We start from the raw sequence: 19205 nt of genomic DNA, 5'->3' as shown, positions 1-19205 counted from the left end.
AGTTTATTATTAATTTTTGGGTGTCAACCTGAGCTCGGGCAAGTCGCTGGTATTATTAGAGAATAAAACCACTGGCTCACCCACCGTATGCGTCACCATCACTGGCTTAGACTTGGTCAGAGAATTGTCCTCAAACGACAACCACTGAACCCCATAAAAGTAAAACGAGGTCTCGTGTAGATTACGAGAGCTATTGCCCACTTCGCTTAGTTCGTTGCCTTTGGCATATACATAGGGACCAAAGGTACTCTCATCCGTTCCTCCACGGTAAATATCAATTACCTTATCCCCTATTTTGTCAAAGGAATTTCCATTCATAATGACATATTCCGCATTGTATTTTCCCAGATCGTCGGTTTCCTTTTCCAAACTAAGAATGGACCCGGTAAACTGCTTAAAAGCGGAGTTTTCGATCATTATAGTATCAGCAAAACTTCCTTTGGAGGCTTCTAAGAAATTAAAGGAATGATTGATGGTCATATCCACAAACTCACTATTGAGGACCTTGACTTTATAGTTCTTAAGGGTTCCCGCAGGTGTCACCTTGATCACGGCATTGCCCGCTGCATCCGCCGCCTGCCTTCCCGAAACCTGAAGATTTTCCAATTGTAAGCCTCCACCATTAAGGATTTCAAATAGGTGGGTTCCCTCAAAGCTAATACGGCTGTCCGCCGGAGAATCTCCTTTGATGGTAATTGGGAAACTAATATTCAGCACTCTATTTTGGTTATATTCACCTTCTGTCAGATGTAGAATATCCCCAGGGTTGGCCTCTTTTAGTGCTTCCGAGATGCTATTTAAGCCTGGCACCACCTCGATCTGCGTGCCTGTAGAGAAAACCATTTCCTGATTGGTCTTTGGGTACCAAGATACTCCGGTTAAGGACTTGTCCAGCATCACCAAATCTCTCGGTGCTCCCCTATCCTGACCCGCTGATTTAGGATAATAAAGTCCATTTTCAGCTTTCTCCAAAGGTATTTCAGCGATTGCAATCCCAGAAGGGATTAGTGGGGTGGAAACATTCGCACTATTATCCTCAAAGGAAATTCCATCAATCTTATCATAAGCCTTAAAAGGACTCTTCCCATCTTTATTAAGGATCAGATTATGTGTAAATAAACATCCCTCTGGAGTAGCCGTCCGCTCCTCATCACTTCCCACTGCCAACTCCATATGGGCCACATTAATGAATGAATTGCGGGCGATGGTTGCATTTTTTACCTGATGGTACCTGTTGATGGGTGAATCGTAGATCCCATTCATAATAGCAATACCAGCGCGGAATTTATCTCCTTCCAAATCCTGGAAATAGTTTTCCACGACTTTATGTTCGGCATTGATGATCCGCACCCCACCTGTTTCGGGCACATTATTGCCCAAAAAAATATTTCTTTCAATCAGATTTCCATTGCCATGACGAAGAGTAAGGGAGCCCTTTGACTCTAAAAACACATTGCCACGGATAATATTTTTACCTGACTTGATGGAAACAATCTCTGTTTCACCATTACATTTTTCGAAATAGTTATTCTCAATTACCGTATGAGATTCTGTCAGAGAATACTGACTCGTGCCCACTCGCAAGGTTTCACCACCATTGGAACCCAGAACTGGTCTTGGACCAAAATAATTATGATCGATGCGGTGGTGGTTATTTTGGCTGTCCTCAGAATTTAGACGAACCGCCATGGTCACGCCTTGATTTCTTTTTCCTTCCAGGTGATTATGGTCAAATCGATTATTCTGACCGTACATCATTACCCAGGAATCCTGATCATTTCTATTCGGCTTATTATAATTATCGATCACACACTCGGTCACCCGGGAGTTGAAAGCCAGATTTTTGCTGTCTTTACGGAAGGAAATCACCTCGCCAGTTTGGGTAAAGCCATTTTTAAATATCAGACCTTTCACCACCAAATACTGTCCGCTAAGGCTTAGATTGGAGTTGCCCTCCATACTGACCTTGCCCGGCTCTTCAGCCATCAGGACAATGGGTGCTTCTGCAGTCCCCGTTCCTTGAAACACCAATTCGGCATCTTTCCACACCCCATTGGCGAGTTTCAGTGTATCTCCAGGCCTGAGCTCTCCTAATGCCTTTTCGAATTCCTCCACATTATGAACGATCCTCCCCTCATCTTTACTCTGACAACTAAAAGGCATCACCAAGAGTGCCAATAGGAGAAAATAACAAGAGCTTACTTTAATGTTGTTAATCATTGGTTTGGGTTTAATTTTTGTGATTCTAAGGGCTTTAGCGACAGCGCTCGATCAGCGCCTGTCAGGCTAATTGGTTTAGAATCGAATGATTTAAGAGTTAATGTTTGATCATCAATTTCTATCAATAGATCAAATGTATTTTCAGGAATAAATTCATCATCACCAAGCTTAAGCACCTTCAAACCTATCACACAGAGCTGCTTTCCTTTGATGAAAATATAATCTGCCTGTACCGACAATTGCCGCAGGCTCAAGGATTGATAATGGAGATCCCAATCTCCCAATTGCATGGCTTCTCCCTCAGTAGAGATAGAAGTGCGCTCATCATATTTGCCATAAGGACGGATGATGGACACAAAATCAAATTCCTTCATGGGCTCAGACTGATAGGTAAGTCTATTTTTACCTTTGTCACCACCTATTAGCGCTTGAATTCTATTATTATTAAGCTGTATAATATCTAAACCTGAAGCATCCATATAATTAGCCCGCGCTATATACGGCGCATCTTCCAAGGTATAATTCCCTTGGAAATTCTGATAAAACTGATGAGGCTCTCCCCCTTCAAAGACGTCTTTGACCAACCAAAATTCGCCCGGGAAAAAGTAAATAGTACGCTGATAACTGACTCCCAAATCTGCATAACCATCATGAGTGGCGCTAAAAGCCTGAACATTCCCTTTAGGTTCCCAGACGGACACCGTGGAGCGAGGTAGTTTATTAAACTTCCCAAATCCACTTCCTCCCTGATTTCCACTCCACTCCAAACCTTGAGGAATGGAGTCCACTAGGGCCACATTTTTCACCCAAGAATTTTTGAAAAACTCATATTCCGGAAGTGGATATCGAACTTGATAGTTTGGAAGTACGGTGTTTCCATTGGCATAAATCTGAAATCCCAGAGCATCCCCATGTTGGTGATCGGGCTTAGTATCGGACAGTCCAGTACTGATGAGCATATAGAAGGAATCATCATTCCAGCCATCTCTGAACACGTAATATCCGGTGGAAGTCAGCGCGCTGGACTTATAAGTAGGCTTCTTCGTCTTTTTGTGCTGCAGCTGGGCGATGTCTTTTTGGCTCATGAGCCAATAATATTCCTCGGAAGGAACAGAGGAGGCAAAATAACCAAAAACTTCATCCTGAAATAAGGTATAGCCCAAGGCCATGGTTTCATTGAGGACATTGGTCGTGGCCATCGGCTGATCGGTATCATCCTGAATGACTGGAGCTTCTCCATTGGGAAAAGCAATCAAACTAATCGCCTTGAACATATCTTCCAGCTTCGCCTCCCAGGTTTTGGAGATGGGGCTATGGGTCAGCTGAGCCAGTTTATATACTCGGAAATAATTGTCAATATCCCCAATATGGTAATGATATGAACGCTCAAATTGGAATCCATCCTCATTGATTTCCTCTTGCAAGTGCTGTCCTAAAAGGTCAATAGCCCGGTCAAAGTATTTCGTATCCGCATCAAACTCAGAATATAGCATGGCAATTGAGGCTAGTGCCACCATGCCTTTGGTCTGATGATTGCCATATTGAAAATCCGTATTCGTCTGATAAAGGACCTCTGCATGATGCAGGAATGTACGGATAAGGGTGATCTGATCTTCCGGAAGATAATCCTCTGAGCCTAGAAACAGATGATGGGCAAGGAGCCAATTTTCCATTCTATTCCCTCCCCTGAAAGCCTCATAAGCGCCATTTCCATCTGCAATTATCTCAATTTCATGGCCTTGATAGGCGGCATTTAGCCCCTTCACTTGCTCCACAAAATACCCTAAAAGCTCCTTCTTGTCTTGTAAATAATAGGCAAAAGCCAAGTCTCCTGCTTTATGTTGTCTGAATAGGTGTCGGATGGCATAGGCATTCATCTCCACTCCTGCCTTATTAGTAAAAGGCAATTTCCAGGCCGTGGGAGCAGTAAAATCATTAAAATAGGAAGAGGCATCTTTTGCATGGCTTTTGGCAGCGGAAGGGTAAATGCTGTCATATTCGGCCATTCGGGAAGCTATATTCTTCCATGAAAAATAAAATCGTTCGCTAGATTTCTCTTTAAAATAATTCGCCAGTTTATCAATGGCACCTGCGCGGTCACCGCTAGCATACAATTCTTTAATCGCTTGGGCATTGGGAATGGTGCTCGGCAGTCCCTCAAAAAAAGCCTGCTCACTGGGCATAGGTATATCGTAGGTTTCAGTCTGTGCCTGGGCAACAAAACCTAGATGGAGGGCGAAAAGAGCTATAAAAAGGACGTAATATTTCATTAACTCAACAATAATAAAGATGAGGGTTCAACATGGATTAGTAGTTGGAATCGTATTCGCAAGTTTCGGTTTAAAATACCGAAGGCCTTATAATGTGCTTAAATCAATTCGGATGGAGACAGGGGCATAGCAAGGCTATGGAAATGTCGATGGTAAAGCGATCGGGCAGAGTTGAGGTCAAATCAGATCTTATGATCTATTCGCTATGCTGCGGGATGCTTGATATTGGTATAGGGTAAGATGAAAGTGCTGCGCACTAAAGCGGTAATCAGAGGGATCAAAAGCCTCATTAATATAGGAAAAGGGTGCCGGCCCAGTAAACCCAAAACATCCAGGCCGGCTTTCCCAACTCCAAATAATTACGGTGTCTGGTTAAATATATCCACCTCTCTTTGAGGAAGTGGGAGGTATAGTTTGTCGGATTGAACAGCGTCTATTCCGAAGGTGTATTCTGAATAGAATGCTTCCGTCTGAAACTGCTCGTCCAGGGTTTGCTCTACCAATCCATAATGGAGGAGATCATACCATCTTTGGTTTTCGAAGGCCAGTTCCAAGCGACGTTCCTGCAATAATTTATCAGTAAAATCATCTGCGGAAACAATTTCAGAAGCCTGATAAGCCTCCAAGCCGGCTCTTACTCTTACCTGGTTGAGGTAAGGAAGTGCCTCGGAGGTTCTTCCAACCTCATTGAGCGCCTCTGCATATAATAATAGGATATCTGCAAAACGAATAATCGGGAAGTCATTTTCTCCATCTTCACTAATGGCAACATCAGAGAAGAATTTATAAACATATGGATCGGCTATGAAAGAGCCATTTCCACCGAGATAACCGGTTTTGAAAGTAGTTTCTTTACGAAGATCAAAATCAGTGTATTGGCTTAGCAACTCATCTGTAGGACGATTGAAGTGATCTCCATCGCCGTTGACCACAAAAGAACCACTATTTAAGGGTGCAAAGTAATTTGCAAATGGAGAACCGATTCCCAGACCTCCCGCCTTATAGCGAACGGCAAATAGGATTTCATTATTCATCTCATTATTGATAGAGAATACCTGCTGGAAGGCATTAGTACCAGTGAGCAGTTGCGCACCACTATTCTGAATTAGGTCCTCGAATAGCGGGATCGCCGCATCGTAATCTTTGAGATCCCTATATACCTTAGCCAATAAGGCCTTGGCTGACCAGGAAGTAGCTTTCCCGATATCAGAAGAACCATAGCTAGTGGGCAATAAATCCACCGCCTTCGTAAGGTCCTCGATGATAAACTGATACAATGATTCCGTGCTGGCTACATTCATCTGGGTAGCTTCCTGAGCGGATATTCTTCTGTCCACCAAAAACACCTCACCAAATAACCTTACCAAATTGAAATAATGATAGGCTCTGAGGAAAGAAGCTTCGCCTTCCAATTGGTCACGAAGGCTTGGACTTTCTATATCCTGGAGACGGTCAGTCACCGTGTTGATTCTGGATATATTCTGATAAGTGTCTGCCCAGTAATTATAGATATGAAGATGCTCAGAGGTAAAGGTCATAAGATCCAGCTCCCGCAGGGGGATATAAGTATTACTGGAAGTCTGAGAATTATGCAGACGGGTATTGTCAGATCGCAGTTCCGTCAGGGCCCATTCATTGGCCAGTGGTGCCTGCAATCCATTATAACAAGCAACCATGGCGGTCACAAAATCGGCATCGGTCTGATAAAAAGACCCCTCACCTATTTCCGAAATCGGCTGAAGATCTAAGGACATATCACAGCTGGTGATCAGGCCTACCGAAATCAGAAATGTATAGATATGTTTATTTATATTTTTCATGGAAATTTGGGTTAAAAGCTAATGTCTAAACCGAACACAAATGCTCTAGGTACCGGGAAAGCTCCCCGCTGATATCCACTCACGAGAGGGGATTCATAAGATCCACTTGTAGATCTTGCCTCAGGGTTAATGCCTCTGTAGCCTTTGGAGGTGAAGTATAGAGCATTCTGAGCAGAGCCATACACCCTTATATTCTGCAGTTTGATCCGCTCCACCAGTGATTTCGGTAAGGTGTACCCAAGGATAATATCACGTACAGACACATATGATCCATCTTCTATCATATAATCCGTAAACTGCCAGCCTATACCGTTGGTGCTATAAGGGGTCTTACCATCACCTGGGTGCTCAGCAGAGATCCATCTGTTTTCGACATAAGCACGATTCATCCTTTTTGATTCGTTATAGTGGCCATCACCGTTGAACACATCGAGTCCTTGTACACCCTGAACTAAGATACTTAGGTCAAAATTGAAGAAGTTAAATGAGTTAGTTATACCCCAGGTAAAATCTGGAAAAGGATTTCCTAATACCACGCGATCATCATCATCGATTACTCCGTCACCATTTTCATCCGAAAGCCTCAGGCCTCCTGGACGGTCCAGACTGTTGCTGGCATTGGCGTCTATTTCCTCCTGAGAATTCCATACCCCGATCGTCTTGTATCCAAAAAACTGGATATACGGCTGACCTACCTGGGCGAGGTAAACTTCCTGTCTTTCACCATAACTTAGCAAACGATCCTCACCGCTGAATTCCACGAGCTTATTCTTAACCCTTGCAAAATTGAAGGAGGTTTGCCACTGGAAATTACTGGTATTGATATTATTAAGGCTCAACTCCAATTCGAAACCATTGTTTTCTACCTTACCGATATTATTCCAGAACTCATTATAGCCGGTAAAAGCCAAGGTCGGTTGTTTCAGCAATAATTGGTCGGTAACAGAATTATAAAATTCAGCAGAAAGGAAGAATCGGTTACTTAAAAACCCAAGATCCATTCCTATATTATAAGAGAAGGTTCTTTCCCAGGCAATAGCCTTATTTGCCAGCGTTTCGCCAGACTGTGCTAAGCCCGGTACGAGAACTCCAGTACCAGAGCCGAAGCTGTAGTTATTCGAATAAAGTCGGTTTACAGAGGCATAATTTTCAATATCATTATTTCCCGTCACCCCGTAACTACCTCTAAGCTTCAACATATCGATCACCTGGCTGGACTTCAGGAAGTCTTCCTCAGACAGCACCCAGCCTGCGGAAACAGAAGGGAACCAGCCCCATCGATTTTCCGGACCAAATACTGAACTACCATCAGTACGTGTACTTGCGGAGAACAAATACCTGTTTTTGAAGGAATAGGTCACCCTCGCAAGATAAGATAAGAGCAGGTTTTCGTCCTTAAGGGTATAGGTATCACCAAGATCCAGGACAGTGGCGCCATTCAAGGTTGGCACATAGTCTGTAGGGAAATTGGTACCCACAATGCTTGCATAAGTATTGGTCACACGCTGAGCCGTGAAGCCTGCCAAGGCCGAGAAGTCATGCTCACCAAAGGTTTTGGCGTAGTTCAGGATATTTTCTGACAACAAATCGATTCGCAATCTGCTTTCATAAGCCCCGCGATTAGGATCACCCGCCCGGTTTGTTCCTTCATTTCTGTACTCCTCCCCTACGGTATTGGTGACATATGCACCTTGAGTGGCTTTGAAGAATAAGTTCTTGTTGAAGTCCAACTGGAAATAGGTGGATCCCATCAGGCGATATTGATTTTTGGTACGGCTATCATTATCGCTGATGAAGCGTGGGTTATTATTGGAAGTATTCCAAGGTCTGGCCACGACGGACATATCCTCTCCCGCGGGAGTGGTATAGACATAAGTCAAGTTATTAAAGTGGCGGCCGTGAGCCCAATCTCCTTCAGGGATTCCTGTAAGGGCAGAAGTTTCTGCTGTATGTCGTACCGGCATGAAAGAGGGCGTTCTGAAATAATCTGTAAAATTAGACGCCGGAAGGATATTCTTCGTATAAGAAGGGTTTACATTGACCCCGATTTTCAATATTTTATTAAGTCTGGCATCCAGTTTCAGACGAGCGTTGAAGCGTTGGTAATCGTTATTGATTAGCATGCCCTTCTCATCATTATAGCCACCAGAGATCATATAGGTCACATCCTTTTTGCCTCCAGAGGCACTTAGCTGATAGCTGCTGATAACTCCCTGACGGAGACCTTCTTGCTGCCAGTCGGTATTATCACCTACAGACCAAGCGGCTTCCTCATGGGAGGTAGGACCGACTCCGCCCAGCGCCTCTTCTGCCCACAGCATCTCGGTATATTCCGTAGAGGTCAGCATATCATGGACCTTATATGGGTTCTTTACCCCGGCATACATCTTGAAGTTGAACTTAGGCTTATCTACTACGCCACTTTTGGTGGTGACGATGATCACACCATTTGCACCTCTAGACCCATAGATGGCAGCAGAAGCAGCATCTTTAAGCACTTCGATGGATTCTATATCATTGGGATTGATAAAGGACAAGCCATCAGGAGTAGGATAGCCATCCACAACTACTAAGGGCTCATTACTTGCTCCAATGGAGGCATTGCCACGCACCCGGATGGAGGGGGATACGCCCGCTTCAGAAGTCGTGTTTTGAATTTGCACGCCGGCGATTTTACCTTGCAGTGCTTGGTCAGCTTGAGTTACCGGGATCTCCCCTAGACGCTCATCCTGCAATTTTGATACTGCACCGGTAACGTGAGATTTTTTCTGGGTACCATACCCTACTACCACAAACTCATCCAGCTGCTTCAGGTCCTCCTCAAGCACTACGTTGAATTGATTTTTGTTTCCTACTGGAATTTCTTGGGTTGCATAGCCGATAAAAGAAAAAATAAGAATATCTGTTGGCGCTGCATTGATCTTAAAATTACCTTCAAGGTCTGTAACTGTGACATTTGAAGTGCCTTTGACAATAACGTTGGCACCAGGAATGGACTCCCCTGTATTGTCTGTAACTTGGCCTGAAATAGGCGAGGTATTGGCGGTTTGGAAAGCAAACCCTTGGGCTAATTGGCTAAAAAACAGGCCAATTATTAATGAAACGACGGCTATATAATTCACCTGCCCATTCCGTTTTTCTGATGGTAATGGTTTTCTCATTTTGGGTATGAAATTGTTTAAATAAAATTAGTTTGTATGAGAGGAACCAGGAATGGTAAAGAGGGCGAAATTGATATTCCTATTTTTTTTGTACTTTTGAATATCTATTAGGGAAACTACAATGAAGGACCTCGACAATCTTTAAGAGTAGCTCTTACATTCCTGATGGTAAAACTTGGTGGATTCTATCCACCATTTTTTTTTATCATAGGCATTTTACTTTTTAGAAATGATATCTGATAAATGGTTTTTCATTGCAGCTTCAGCTGCAGATGCATCCTGATGGATAATGTGCTTCAAAATCTCCTTGTGTTCCAGCAATGCTCCGAATGGCTTTCCTCCTCCGCATACATTATGCTTGGTGAAGTGCGTCAGAATATCGGGTGTCACGACCAGCATTAGCGATTTCAGAACGTTGTTCTTACTTGCCTCAGCGATCTTAATGTGAAACAACAGATCCTCATCAATCCCCTGAGCTCCGGATTTAACCTTGCTCTCATAGAGCTCCAAGGCCTCCTCCATGGCGATCACATCCTCGGCCGTTCTCCTTTCAGCTGCTAAACGCACCGTCTGGGACTCAAGGATAAGTCGCGTCTCAATCAATGAATGAAAATCGCTGCCTTCCATCTTCAACACATCCGTAATCAAGCCCTCCAAGGCCGTGATGCCCAAACCGGCAATCACCGTCCCACTCTGAGGTTGCGTTCTTACTATGCCATAAAACTCCAATTTCTTGATCGCTTCACGCACATAGGTTCTGCTGATACCTAATTTTTCGGATAACTTGCGCTCGGGAGGTAGCTTATCTCCCGGATTCAGCTCGCCTGAAAGAATTAAATCACGGATCTGACTTATAATCACATCTACGGGATGCTCAAGTTTAATCTCCTTAAAATTGTTTAATGCTTCCATAGGTGTTTTGGTTAACCAATTTTTGGTTGACCAATTTTAAGCAAAAAATTCACTTCCACCAAAAAAAAATAACAAATATTTTACTTTATTTTTTAGGCTCTGGTGTAAAAGCCCTCAATTAGGGTTTTTAACCCTATTTCAATATTTCAGGCCCATCAGATTTGTGCACAAATGGATGACCACCAATTAGCTATAACGCTATGAATTGGTGAGAAAGATACTGTAAATATATCATCTTTTGAAAATATATCTTCTCTATAAATTATATTTAACACTCTGATCCTCTTTATTTCCTACCAAGTCTCTTGAAATTATAAGTCCAAATTTTACCTAAAAGAAAACGAGGATCTTCATCACAGAAGTGGGCTTGCAGACCATGTCTTCCCCACGGGGCAATATTCCTTAAAAAAACACACCACGTCCCTCGCAAAAATTAATCCAGGCTTAGCTAAATTTCCGAATCTAATACCTGCTCAGGCTGAGCCAAATCATTAATGCATCTTTTGGCTTGAGTGCGGTAGTTTTTATTCAGCCTTCGGCAAAAATAATCAAGTTCACAGGACAAGCTTCCGCCTAGGTAATCAAAAAAAAATGCCATTGCAGGGAAGCTGATGATAATCTTGCATGATAGATTATTCATCAGCCGCTTACAATGGCAAATCAACAATAAACAAAAGAGGCTTATTACTTATCCTCCGCTTCCACGAGCTCAGGCCAGCAGCAGGGGCCTGGAATACGGGGACTTCGGGTAGGCTAGTCCGAATTGGACTCCACTACCTGAGGTCTCCAAGCTTCCCTGAGCTCCTCCACCGATCGCAAAAGGAAGGGTTTATAGTGTCATCAATTAAACCACCACTTTAGTAGTTCCACCACCTTCGAGGGTGATACTTACCGGAGCGTTGGTTTTCCATGAACCGCCAGTGAAATCAGGCACATCGATAGAAGTGGCGCGGTTAGCGACAGACCACTCAGAAAGTGGCGATATCGCGCTCCACAATGCGGCATCATAGACATCCTGGTCTAATGGCAGGCCATTTCTCAGGCAATCCACCAGTCTCCAGGTCATCATAAAGTCCATCCCACCGTGACCACCAATTTGCTTGGCCATCTCACCTACTTTTTTGGTGATTTCCGGGGTATATTTTTCTTCAAGGTCTTTCATTTGCTCATCAGTAAACCACTGATGGCCTGTAGCGACTCCTTGTTTTGGCCATTTCTGAGCAATTCCCTTGGTACCGCTTACCAGGTGAATTCTAGAATACGGGCGTGGCGAGGTCACATCATGCTGAATCATGATGGACTTACCTTTTTTGGTTTTCACCATAGTGGTATTCATATTTCCACGGAAATCCATATTGGCATAGGAGGCAAAGAAATCATCCTCTTTGGCCAGGTCCTGAGCATGACTTCTCATCATAAAATCATTGCTGGACAAGGAAGTAAGGTAATCCATTTGATCTCCTCTGTTGATATCCATAATCTGGCAGATCGGTCCCAGGCCATGGGTGGCATATAGATTACCATCTCTGGTAGCATTTTCCTTCAATCTCCACATGTCTTGGTAGCCCTTCTTGCTGAAGTTTAGCCCAAGCAAATCATGGAGGTAAGCACCTTCTCCATGGATAACATCCCCAAAGAAGCCATCTCTAGCCATGTTGAGTGTCATCATCTCAAAGAAGTCATAGCAGCAGTTTTCCATCATCATGCAGTGCTTTTTGGTACGCTCAGAAGTCTCTACCAGCTCCCAGCATTCCTCTAAGGTCTTAGCCGCAGGCACTTCTATGGCCACGTGCTTACCCGCTTCCATGGCATATACAGCCATTGGAACGTGCCAATCCCAAGGGGTAAGGATAAAAATAATGTCGAGATCATCGCGGTCCACCATCTGCTTCCATGCATAGGCAGAGCCTGAATAGGTCTCAGGATTATGGTCAGTTCCTTTCAGAGATTCTTTTACTTTGGCGACATTGTCGGGCAGCAAATCACAGATTGCTTTAATCTCCACGCCTTGGATTTTACTCATTCGCTCTACATGACCTGGGCCACGCATACCCAGACCTATAAAGCCAGCACGAACCACATCGAGTTTTGGTGCTGAATAGCCTGACATATTGAAGCGCTGCTCATGGCCACGCTTGCTTTGAACCAACACCTTGTCGAGTTCTTTTTGATTGAAACCAGTCAAGCCTGAACCAACTAATCCCATTCCGGCGAGTCCGGAAAGCTTAAGAAAATCTCTTCTATTATTACTCATAATCCCTTTTGTTTATTATTGCTATATATCTATAAGTATCTTATTATTCAAAATTATAAAGTGTCACATTATGGTCAGGAGCAGCGAAATACAGATTATTCTTTGTCAAAACTTCTGCAGCCACTAAACTTCCATTCATTCATTCATTAAAATAAAGTTTATGGAGATCAAAATGTAAATCCATAAACCTCCTTAGCATTGGAATAGAAGATCTTTTCCAATACTGAATCCGGCAAGTCGAGCCCCTTGAAAGTCCCCGAAAATTCCGGGGCTTCCAACTCTTCTTTTCCGGCAAAGAAAGCCCAATGAAATTCCCAAAGGTGCTTAAATCGCTGGGCGACCTCCACGGCAGGCATTGATCCATCATCGATCAGGTCGGTACCGTACATGATTCTATCCTGGTACTTAATCATAAATTCCCGTACATCCTCCCAGTTGGTTTGAGCCTGCAGCTGCAGGTGGCAAACGCGCTCGGCCAGGTCAGTAAGCAGCTGAGGATATCGATCCATGCGCTGCGCTACTTCCTCTATACTCCACTCCATGCTCAGCAAGTGTAAACCTACAAATCGCAGCTTAGGGTGGCGCTGGAGGATAGCATCGCGTGCCTCCATTTGTCTCTGATAAGAGGGACATTCCGGATGCAGATGCATATGGTATTGGGGATGTTTAGAAAAATAATCTCTATCCGAATTAACGGTCATCTCCTCCAAGGGCAGCCAGCAATTCTTGGGTTCTCCCTGATGGCCAATTAGCAAAATCTGGTTTTGTTCCAGAAAATCAAGTACGGGCTTCAGCCTAAGGTCATCGATCATAATATAATTCCCCTGAGCATCCTTGACGTCCATTCCGATATTCTTCCAGATTTTCACACCTGCAGCGCCATTATCCAAGCCTTTTTGGATTTGATGAATGGCCTTTTGGGCCCATCCGTCCTCATGCATACCTTCCGCATCAAATGAGGTAATAAACCTAACCCGACCCGGATACTTCTCCTCTATTGCCCGGGCAGTTTCTCCTTGCTTCTCCACGCTATCGAAATGCGGGATTTGGGTATTGATCGAAAGGAAGCCCGCATTATACCTTTCCGCTAATTTCATCTTTTCCTCAGAGAGGCTATTTAAGTGCACATGTGCATCAATAAAAGGACGAATCATGAAGGTATTATTTTTTGTTTTTCATTATATTAAGCTTGTATTCCACGAGTTCGGTAACCGCCTTGGTTGCGAATGGGAACACTTTACGCAGGTCAATTTCCTCATTATCTCTCAGCTGTTGCTGCAAGGTTTTCATGAAGATATTTTTGATTTCTGTGGCCAGGTTTACTTTCACGATTCCTCGGGAGATGGCCTCTCTCAGCTGGCTTTCGGGCACCCCAGAGCTTCCATGTAACACCAAGGTGGCCTCTGTCACTTCTGCGATGGCACTTAGCCTATCAAACTGCAATTTAGGCTCCTCTTTATAAAAACCATGGGCTGTGCCAATAGAAATTGCCAAAGCATCTACACCGGTAGCTTCTACAAAGGCTTTGGCTTCGTCAGCTGTGGTAAATCCAGCATGCTCATGAGACTGCCCCAATTTGGCGACATAGCCAAGTTCGGCCTCCACATTAGCACCATATTTATGGGCCCTCTTCACCACTTCTGAGGTGATTTTTACATTCTCCTCAAATGGCAGCTCGCTCCCATCTATCATGACTGAATCGAAACCCGCATCCAGGCATGCCTGTGCGAGATCCACACTTCCGCCATGGTCCAAATGAATCCAACCTTCTACCCCATGCTCGGCCAAAGCCGCGCGTCCCAAGGCCACCGCTGTATTCAGCCCCATATAGTCAATGGAGCTTTTGGTGAGCTGTAGGATTACTGGCTCACCGAGGTTGGATGCTGCAGTAAGCACGCCGTTTAAGGTTTCGTAATTATAAAAGTTGGTTGCCAATAGCCCACGTTTATGCTGTTGGAATTCCTGTAATTTACTTTTTAATTTCATCACGATTGATTAGATATCTTCTTTGAAAATTTTTTGTGCATTTGTTTTCAGGTCGCTGAAGGAGGAGAATGCTCCCGTGCCCCCATGACCTGTTGTATTCAGTGCTCCCATCAGGTTGCCGTATTTCAGTGATTCCTCCCAGGAGGATCCCTGAATATATTTGCAAATAAAGCCGGCATTGAAGGAGTCTCCTGCTCCGATAGCATCCACAAAGTGCTTATGAGAATAAACGGGGGCAGTGATCCGCTCGCCATTTTGGGCGAGCAGTGAGCCTTCCGTTCCCATCTTTACCGCAATGGCCTTTGCGTAAGGCTCCAATACGGCAATCCCCTCTTCCACGCTGGCCGCATGACTAAGACCAAGAAGCTCTGACTTATTGGGCATAAATACATCCACATGAGGCAAACAGGCTTTATAGTCAAAATCCCATTGCCCGTCAGGGTCCACTTGTAGGTCCAGGGAAGTGGATAAGCCATATTCTTTTGCTGTGGCAAAAATCTTGACAATATCCTTTTGCAGTCCTTTTTGCAGAAAGTAATTGGACAGGTGAAAATGCTTATACTTTGAGGCTTCCTCCCAGTCTATATCCTCTAGGCTCATCTCAGACATTGCTCCACAATAGGTGACATTTGCCCGGTCCTGATCGTAATTCATCACCACAGTAAGGCCGGTTTTGGAAGCCGTCGCCTCCACTATGCTGGAGGTATCCACGGATTTATCCGAAAGGGAATCGATCACTAATTTCCCGAAATCATCCTTACCGATCTTCCCGCAGAAGGCGGTGCCGGTGCCTAATACCGAAATATTGGAGGCAAAAATTGCGGATGAGCTCCCCAAGGTAATGGTCATATCTGAAGCCACTTTTTCGGAGCCCATCTCAGGAAAACCATCTATATGATTGAGGATTAAATCCACATTCAATTCTCCAACCACAAACAAGTCCTTATTACGCATATTTCAATTCATTAATCTCCACCATGGGGAGGAGTTTTTGTACATCTGATTTATGGAGCATCCCGAGTTCGGGTCTCAGGCAGTTGGCTGCGCCAAAAGCCACCCCGTAGCGGGCGATCTCAGCGACCGAAAGTCCACGATCCAAGGCATAAGCAATGCCAGCAGTGAGGCAGTCTCCGCAACCCACGGTGCTGATCACTTCATCCAAATGCAATCTGGCATGGAATATCTTCCCTAAATAACTTAAATATAATCCTTCTGCTCCTTTGGTATAGGCTATTAGATCGACCTTGGTACTTAATTTGCCCATCACCTTCTCCACTTCTCCTGATCCGCAAATATCCTCAGCCTCGTGGGCATTTAGATGCATGCCAAACACTTTTGACTCGAGGGCTTTGGAAAGGTGCTTACCAGAGCAGTCCACGATCACTTTTCCACCTGCATCAGCAGAGGCGGCTACTGCCAATTGATAGGCATTTTCAGGACTGTCTTTTGGCCATGATCCAGAGATCACCACCACATCCCCTTGAGACTGGGACTTCAGGATGTCTGCTATTAATTGGTCAAACTCCGACTTAGAAATAGAAGGTCCAGGCTCCAAAAGCTCGGTATGATGCAGGGACGGATTTGCGGAAATAAAGGTATAGCTCTTTCGGTTATTCGCTGCCAGCACCGGCCCGGCCGTGCTCACGCCATAGGCTTCGCAGGCTTGACGCATCCACTGGCCTGTCGCTCCGCCCCAAAAGGCCAGCAAGCTACTTTCACCAGCAAACTCCGCGATAGCCAGGGCTACGTGGGTTCCTTTGCCACCGGGAAACTCCTGAACGCTGTTCATCCTATTGACTTTCCCCAGCTCCATGGAATCTAGGCTGGCGTAGGTATCAACCGAAAGGTTTGGACAGACTGAAATAACCATTATATCTTATTTTGAATAAATTTTCACTCCTTGAACTACCCTGGAAATGGCCCCGCTGGTGGAAGGATTATCCGGCTGCAAGCCCATTTCTAAGCATTTATAGAAACCTAATAATTGGCCCATTAAGGTAGCAGGAAGTACGTTAAAATACCCTGTTGAATTTTGTTTTTCTGAATCGATTTTCAATATCGAGTGCGGCGTAGCCCCATTGGTAGCCCCAAAGCTTATGGTCGCAATGGACCTTTTGTCAGCGGCGATATTCCCCACCAAGTCTTCCTCGTATTTTGCCACATGAGGGTCCGAGGATAATAAATACACCACGATGGATTCTTCATTGGCCACTGCCTTAGGACCATGCCTGAATCCCAAAAAGGAATCGTGCTTACAGACCACTTCTCCATCGGTAAGCTCTTGAAGTTTCAAATGGCATTCTCTTGCGATCCCGAGCATAGGTCCGGAACCTAAGAAGATCACTCGCTTGAATTCGCGCTGAGCGACCGCAAGAAAGTCCCCTAATCTATTGGTCAGCATATCGTCCGTCACGGCAATCGCCGCTTCTAAGGAACCTTTCAACTGAGCTCTTTCCTTGCCTGCGGACACCAAGAGGGCTGTCAAAAGCATGGAAGTAAAACTCCCCGTCATCGCCAAACTCACATCATTTGCCTCTTTTGGCAGAACCACTGCATGACAATTGCCCCCACATTCGCTGGCATATTCTGCCAGCTTTCCTTCTGGGTTGCAGGTAATAATCAGATGATAGATATCGCTAATATGCTGATCTGCCAATCTTACCGCCTCCACACTTTCGGGGCTATTGCCTGATCGCGCAAAAGAAACTAAGAGCGTGGGCGCATCTTTAATGAAAAATAACTCTGGATGCGTCACCAAATCTGTAGTCGCAATCGCCTGAGTCAACACACCCGTCATCTTCTGGAATGGGCCTTGGGCAGATTCACCAATGAAAGCGGAGGATCCTGCGCCTGTCAAAATCACCCTAGCCTTAGCCTTAGATAAAAAATTGTCCATGAAGCCATCCAGTGCGTTGGACTGAGATAGTACCAATTCATAGACGTCTTCCCAAAGTGCCGGTTGGCCAGAAATCTCCCTTGCAGTATGCTCTGCCCCAGATTTCCGAACTTCCTCTACTCCTAAATTTAAATAACTTGTCTCTATCATGAGTTAACGTTTTTTAAAACCACTCCACTACTTTCGTTTTGTTACTAATCAAATTAAACGAAATAAAACGAAAACTAAAAACCTTCACTTCATTTTTTTAATATTTTTTCACTTCTTTTAGGATAAAAACGACCTTCAGCTCAAGCGCTAAATTATAGTCACCAGGGAGCATTGCTTTTTTCAGCCCTATTTTTCCCAATAAAAAAGGCCACTGGAATCCCACTGGCCTTTATAAAAGCATACTATTTCTGATGAACAAATAAGTGCTATTATTCTATATACTTAAAGTTATAATTGGGGTCAAGGTCCGTCAAAAATGAATAGATCAGGTCGATGACGGCCGTGATATCCTGCTTACTGGCTGTCTCCACGGTGGTATGCATGTATTTTAGTGGCAGCGAGATAAGCGCTGAGGGCACGCCGTCATTGGAATAGGCAAAAGCATCCGTATCGGTACCAGTGGCACGGGAGGCTGCTGCACGCTGAAAGTCGATCTTATGTTTCTTAGCTGAATCAATAATAAGATCGAGAAGTTTCTTATGAACCGAAGCCCCATAGGTAAGCACGGGGCCTTTACCGGCGACCTGCTCTCCGCTCGTGATTTTATTATACATCGGAGCGGTGGTATCATGGCAGACATCCGTGATCACGGCCACATTTGGTTTGATGCGATTGGCGATCATTCCTGCACCTTTTAGTCCTATCTCCTCCTGTACAGCATTCACCACGTATAAGGCAAAGGGGAGTTTCTTGCCCGTTTCATGTAATTTGCGAAGCACCTCAGCGATCATATAGCCGCCGATCCTATTATCCAAGGCTCTGCCGGCATAGAACTTACCGTTGAGCTCCATCAGGTCATCTTTGAAAGTCACCACGCAGCCGACATGAATCCCCAGGGTCTCCACTTCATCCTTTGATCGGGCGCCCACGTCTATGAATATGTTCTCCAAACTTGGCTTTTCTTCCTTATCTCCTTTGCGCACATGGATGGCAGGCCATCCAAATACTCCAGGGATGATCTTCTCATCTGTATGAATATTCACCCTCATGGATGGCGCGATCATATGATCTGAGCCACCGTTTCGCCGCACATAGATATAGCCTTCCGGGGTGATATAATTTACAAACCAGCTAATCTCATCTGCATGAGCTTCTATCACCACTTTGAAGGCCGCTCCCGGATTTACCACGCCCACCGCGGTGCCATAGCTGTCTGTAAAGTATTCGTCCGCATAGGGCCGGATATAGTCTAGCCATATCTGCTGACCAGAAGCCTCAAAACCAGTCGGTGAGGCATTATTAAGGTATTTATAAAGAAATTTCTCGTGATCTTGCATCATTATATTTTCCATTATTTTTTGTTGTAAAACTAAATTCCTGTCCCCAAGCCCTGACTTTTAATTCTCTTACTTACACACAAAACCTACCTCCAAACATCAAATTAAATATCCCGCAGAGGCGAATATCATCGACCCTGTATAGTGATATTAGGCCTTAGCCTTGCAGAATGTAAGAATATTCTTCGCCATAGCTACC

At 44.6% G+C, this 19205-nt stretch carries 12 protein-coding genes; all 12 read right to left on the bottom strand.

Annotation, left to right across the window (positions count from 1 at the left end; translation table 11 throughout):
• Positions 1-9: 9 nt before the first annotated feature.
• The 12 genes from B050_RS0109400 to B050_RS0109330 all read right to left on the bottom strand — a co-directional run bounded on the left by B050_RS0109400 (position 10) and on the right by B050_RS0109330 (position 19006).
• Complete coding sequence (locus tag B050_RS0109400; protein WP_018473664.1) at positions 10-2220, bottom strand: polysaccharide lyase 6 family protein; 2211 nt, start codon at positions 2218-2220, stop codon at positions 10-12.
• Positions 2217-4490, bottom strand: a complete 2274-nt coding sequence (locus B050_RS22210; protein WP_083923260.1) for a heparinase II/III family protein — start codon at positions 4488-4490, stop codon at positions 2217-2219. Before B050_RS22210 ends, B050_RS0109400 begins: the two co-directional genes overlap by 4 nt.
• 359 nt (positions 4491-4849) lie before the next feature.
• Positions 4850-6310 (bottom strand): RagB/SusD family nutrient uptake outer membrane protein, encoded by a 1461-nt coding sequence (locus B050_RS0109385; RefSeq protein ID WP_018473662.1) that lies wholly within the window; start codon positions 6308-6310, stop codon positions 4850-4852.
• An 11-nt stretch (positions 6311-6321) separates the two neighbouring features.
• Positions 6322-9471 (bottom strand): SusC/RagA family TonB-linked outer membrane protein, encoded by a 3150-nt coding sequence (locus B050_RS0109380; protein WP_018473661.1) that lies wholly within the window; start codon positions 9469-9471, stop codon positions 6322-6324.
• Between the two features lie 216 nt (positions 9472-9687).
• The gene (locus B050_RS0109375) at positions 9688-10383 is read right to left on the bottom strand and encodes a FadR/GntR family transcriptional regulator (RefSeq protein WP_018473660.1); all 696 of its coding nucleotides are present in this window, start codon (positions 10381-10383) and stop codon (positions 9688-9690) included.
• A gap of 844 nt (positions 10384-11227) precedes the next feature.
• Positions 11228-12637 (bottom strand): Gfo/Idh/MocA family protein, encoded by a 1410-nt coding sequence (locus B050_RS0109365; protein WP_018473658.1) that lies wholly within the window; start codon positions 12635-12637, stop codon positions 11228-11230.
• Positions 12638-12804: 167 nt separating this feature from the next.
• Positions 12805-13791 carry an amidohydrolase family protein gene (locus B050_RS0109360; protein WP_018473657.1) on the bottom strand — a complete coding sequence of 329 codons (987 nt, stop codon included), beginning with the start codon at positions 13789-13791 and terminating at the stop codon, positions 12805-12807.
• Positions 13792-13798: 7 nt separating this feature from the next.
• Positions 13799-14623: a class II fructose-bisphosphate aldolase gene (locus B050_RS0109355; protein WP_018473656.1), complete on the bottom strand. Its 825-nt coding sequence runs from the start codon at positions 14621-14623 to the stop codon at positions 13799-13801.
• Between the two features lie 9 nt (positions 14624-14632).
• Complete coding sequence (locus B050_RS0109350) at positions 14633-15577, bottom strand: carbohydrate kinase family protein (RefSeq protein ID WP_018473655.1); 945 nt, start codon at positions 15575-15577, stop codon at positions 14633-14635.
• Entirely contained in the window at positions 15570-16493 is a 924-nt protein-coding gene (locus tag B050_RS0109345) for a 1-phosphofructokinase family hexose kinase (protein WP_018473654.1), read from the bottom strand. The genes B050_RS0109350 and B050_RS0109345 overlap by 8 nt, the downstream gene beginning before the upstream one ends.
• A 6-nt stretch (positions 16494-16499) precedes the next feature.
• Positions 16500-17669, bottom strand: coding sequence for an SIS domain-containing protein (locus B050_RS0109340; protein WP_018473653.1), 1170 nt, complete (start codon positions 17667-17669; stop codon positions 16500-16502).
• Positions 17670-17938: 269 nt separating this feature from the next.
• Positions 17939-19006: a M42 family metallopeptidase gene (locus tag B050_RS0109330; protein WP_026235763.1), complete on the bottom strand. Its 1068-nt coding sequence runs from the start codon at positions 19004-19006 to the stop codon at positions 17939-17941.
• Between the last annotated feature and the right edge of the window lie 199 nt (positions 19007-19205).

The organism is Echinicola pacifica DSM 19836, assembly GCF_000373245.1.
In the GTDB taxonomy this organism is placed as follows: Bacteria; Bacteroidota; Bacteroidia; order Cytophagales; family Cyclobacteriaceae; genus Echinicola; species Echinicola pacifica.
The sequence above is the reverse complement of the archived record's forward strand: the minus strand, read 5'-3'. Positions and strand labels throughout refer to the sequence as shown.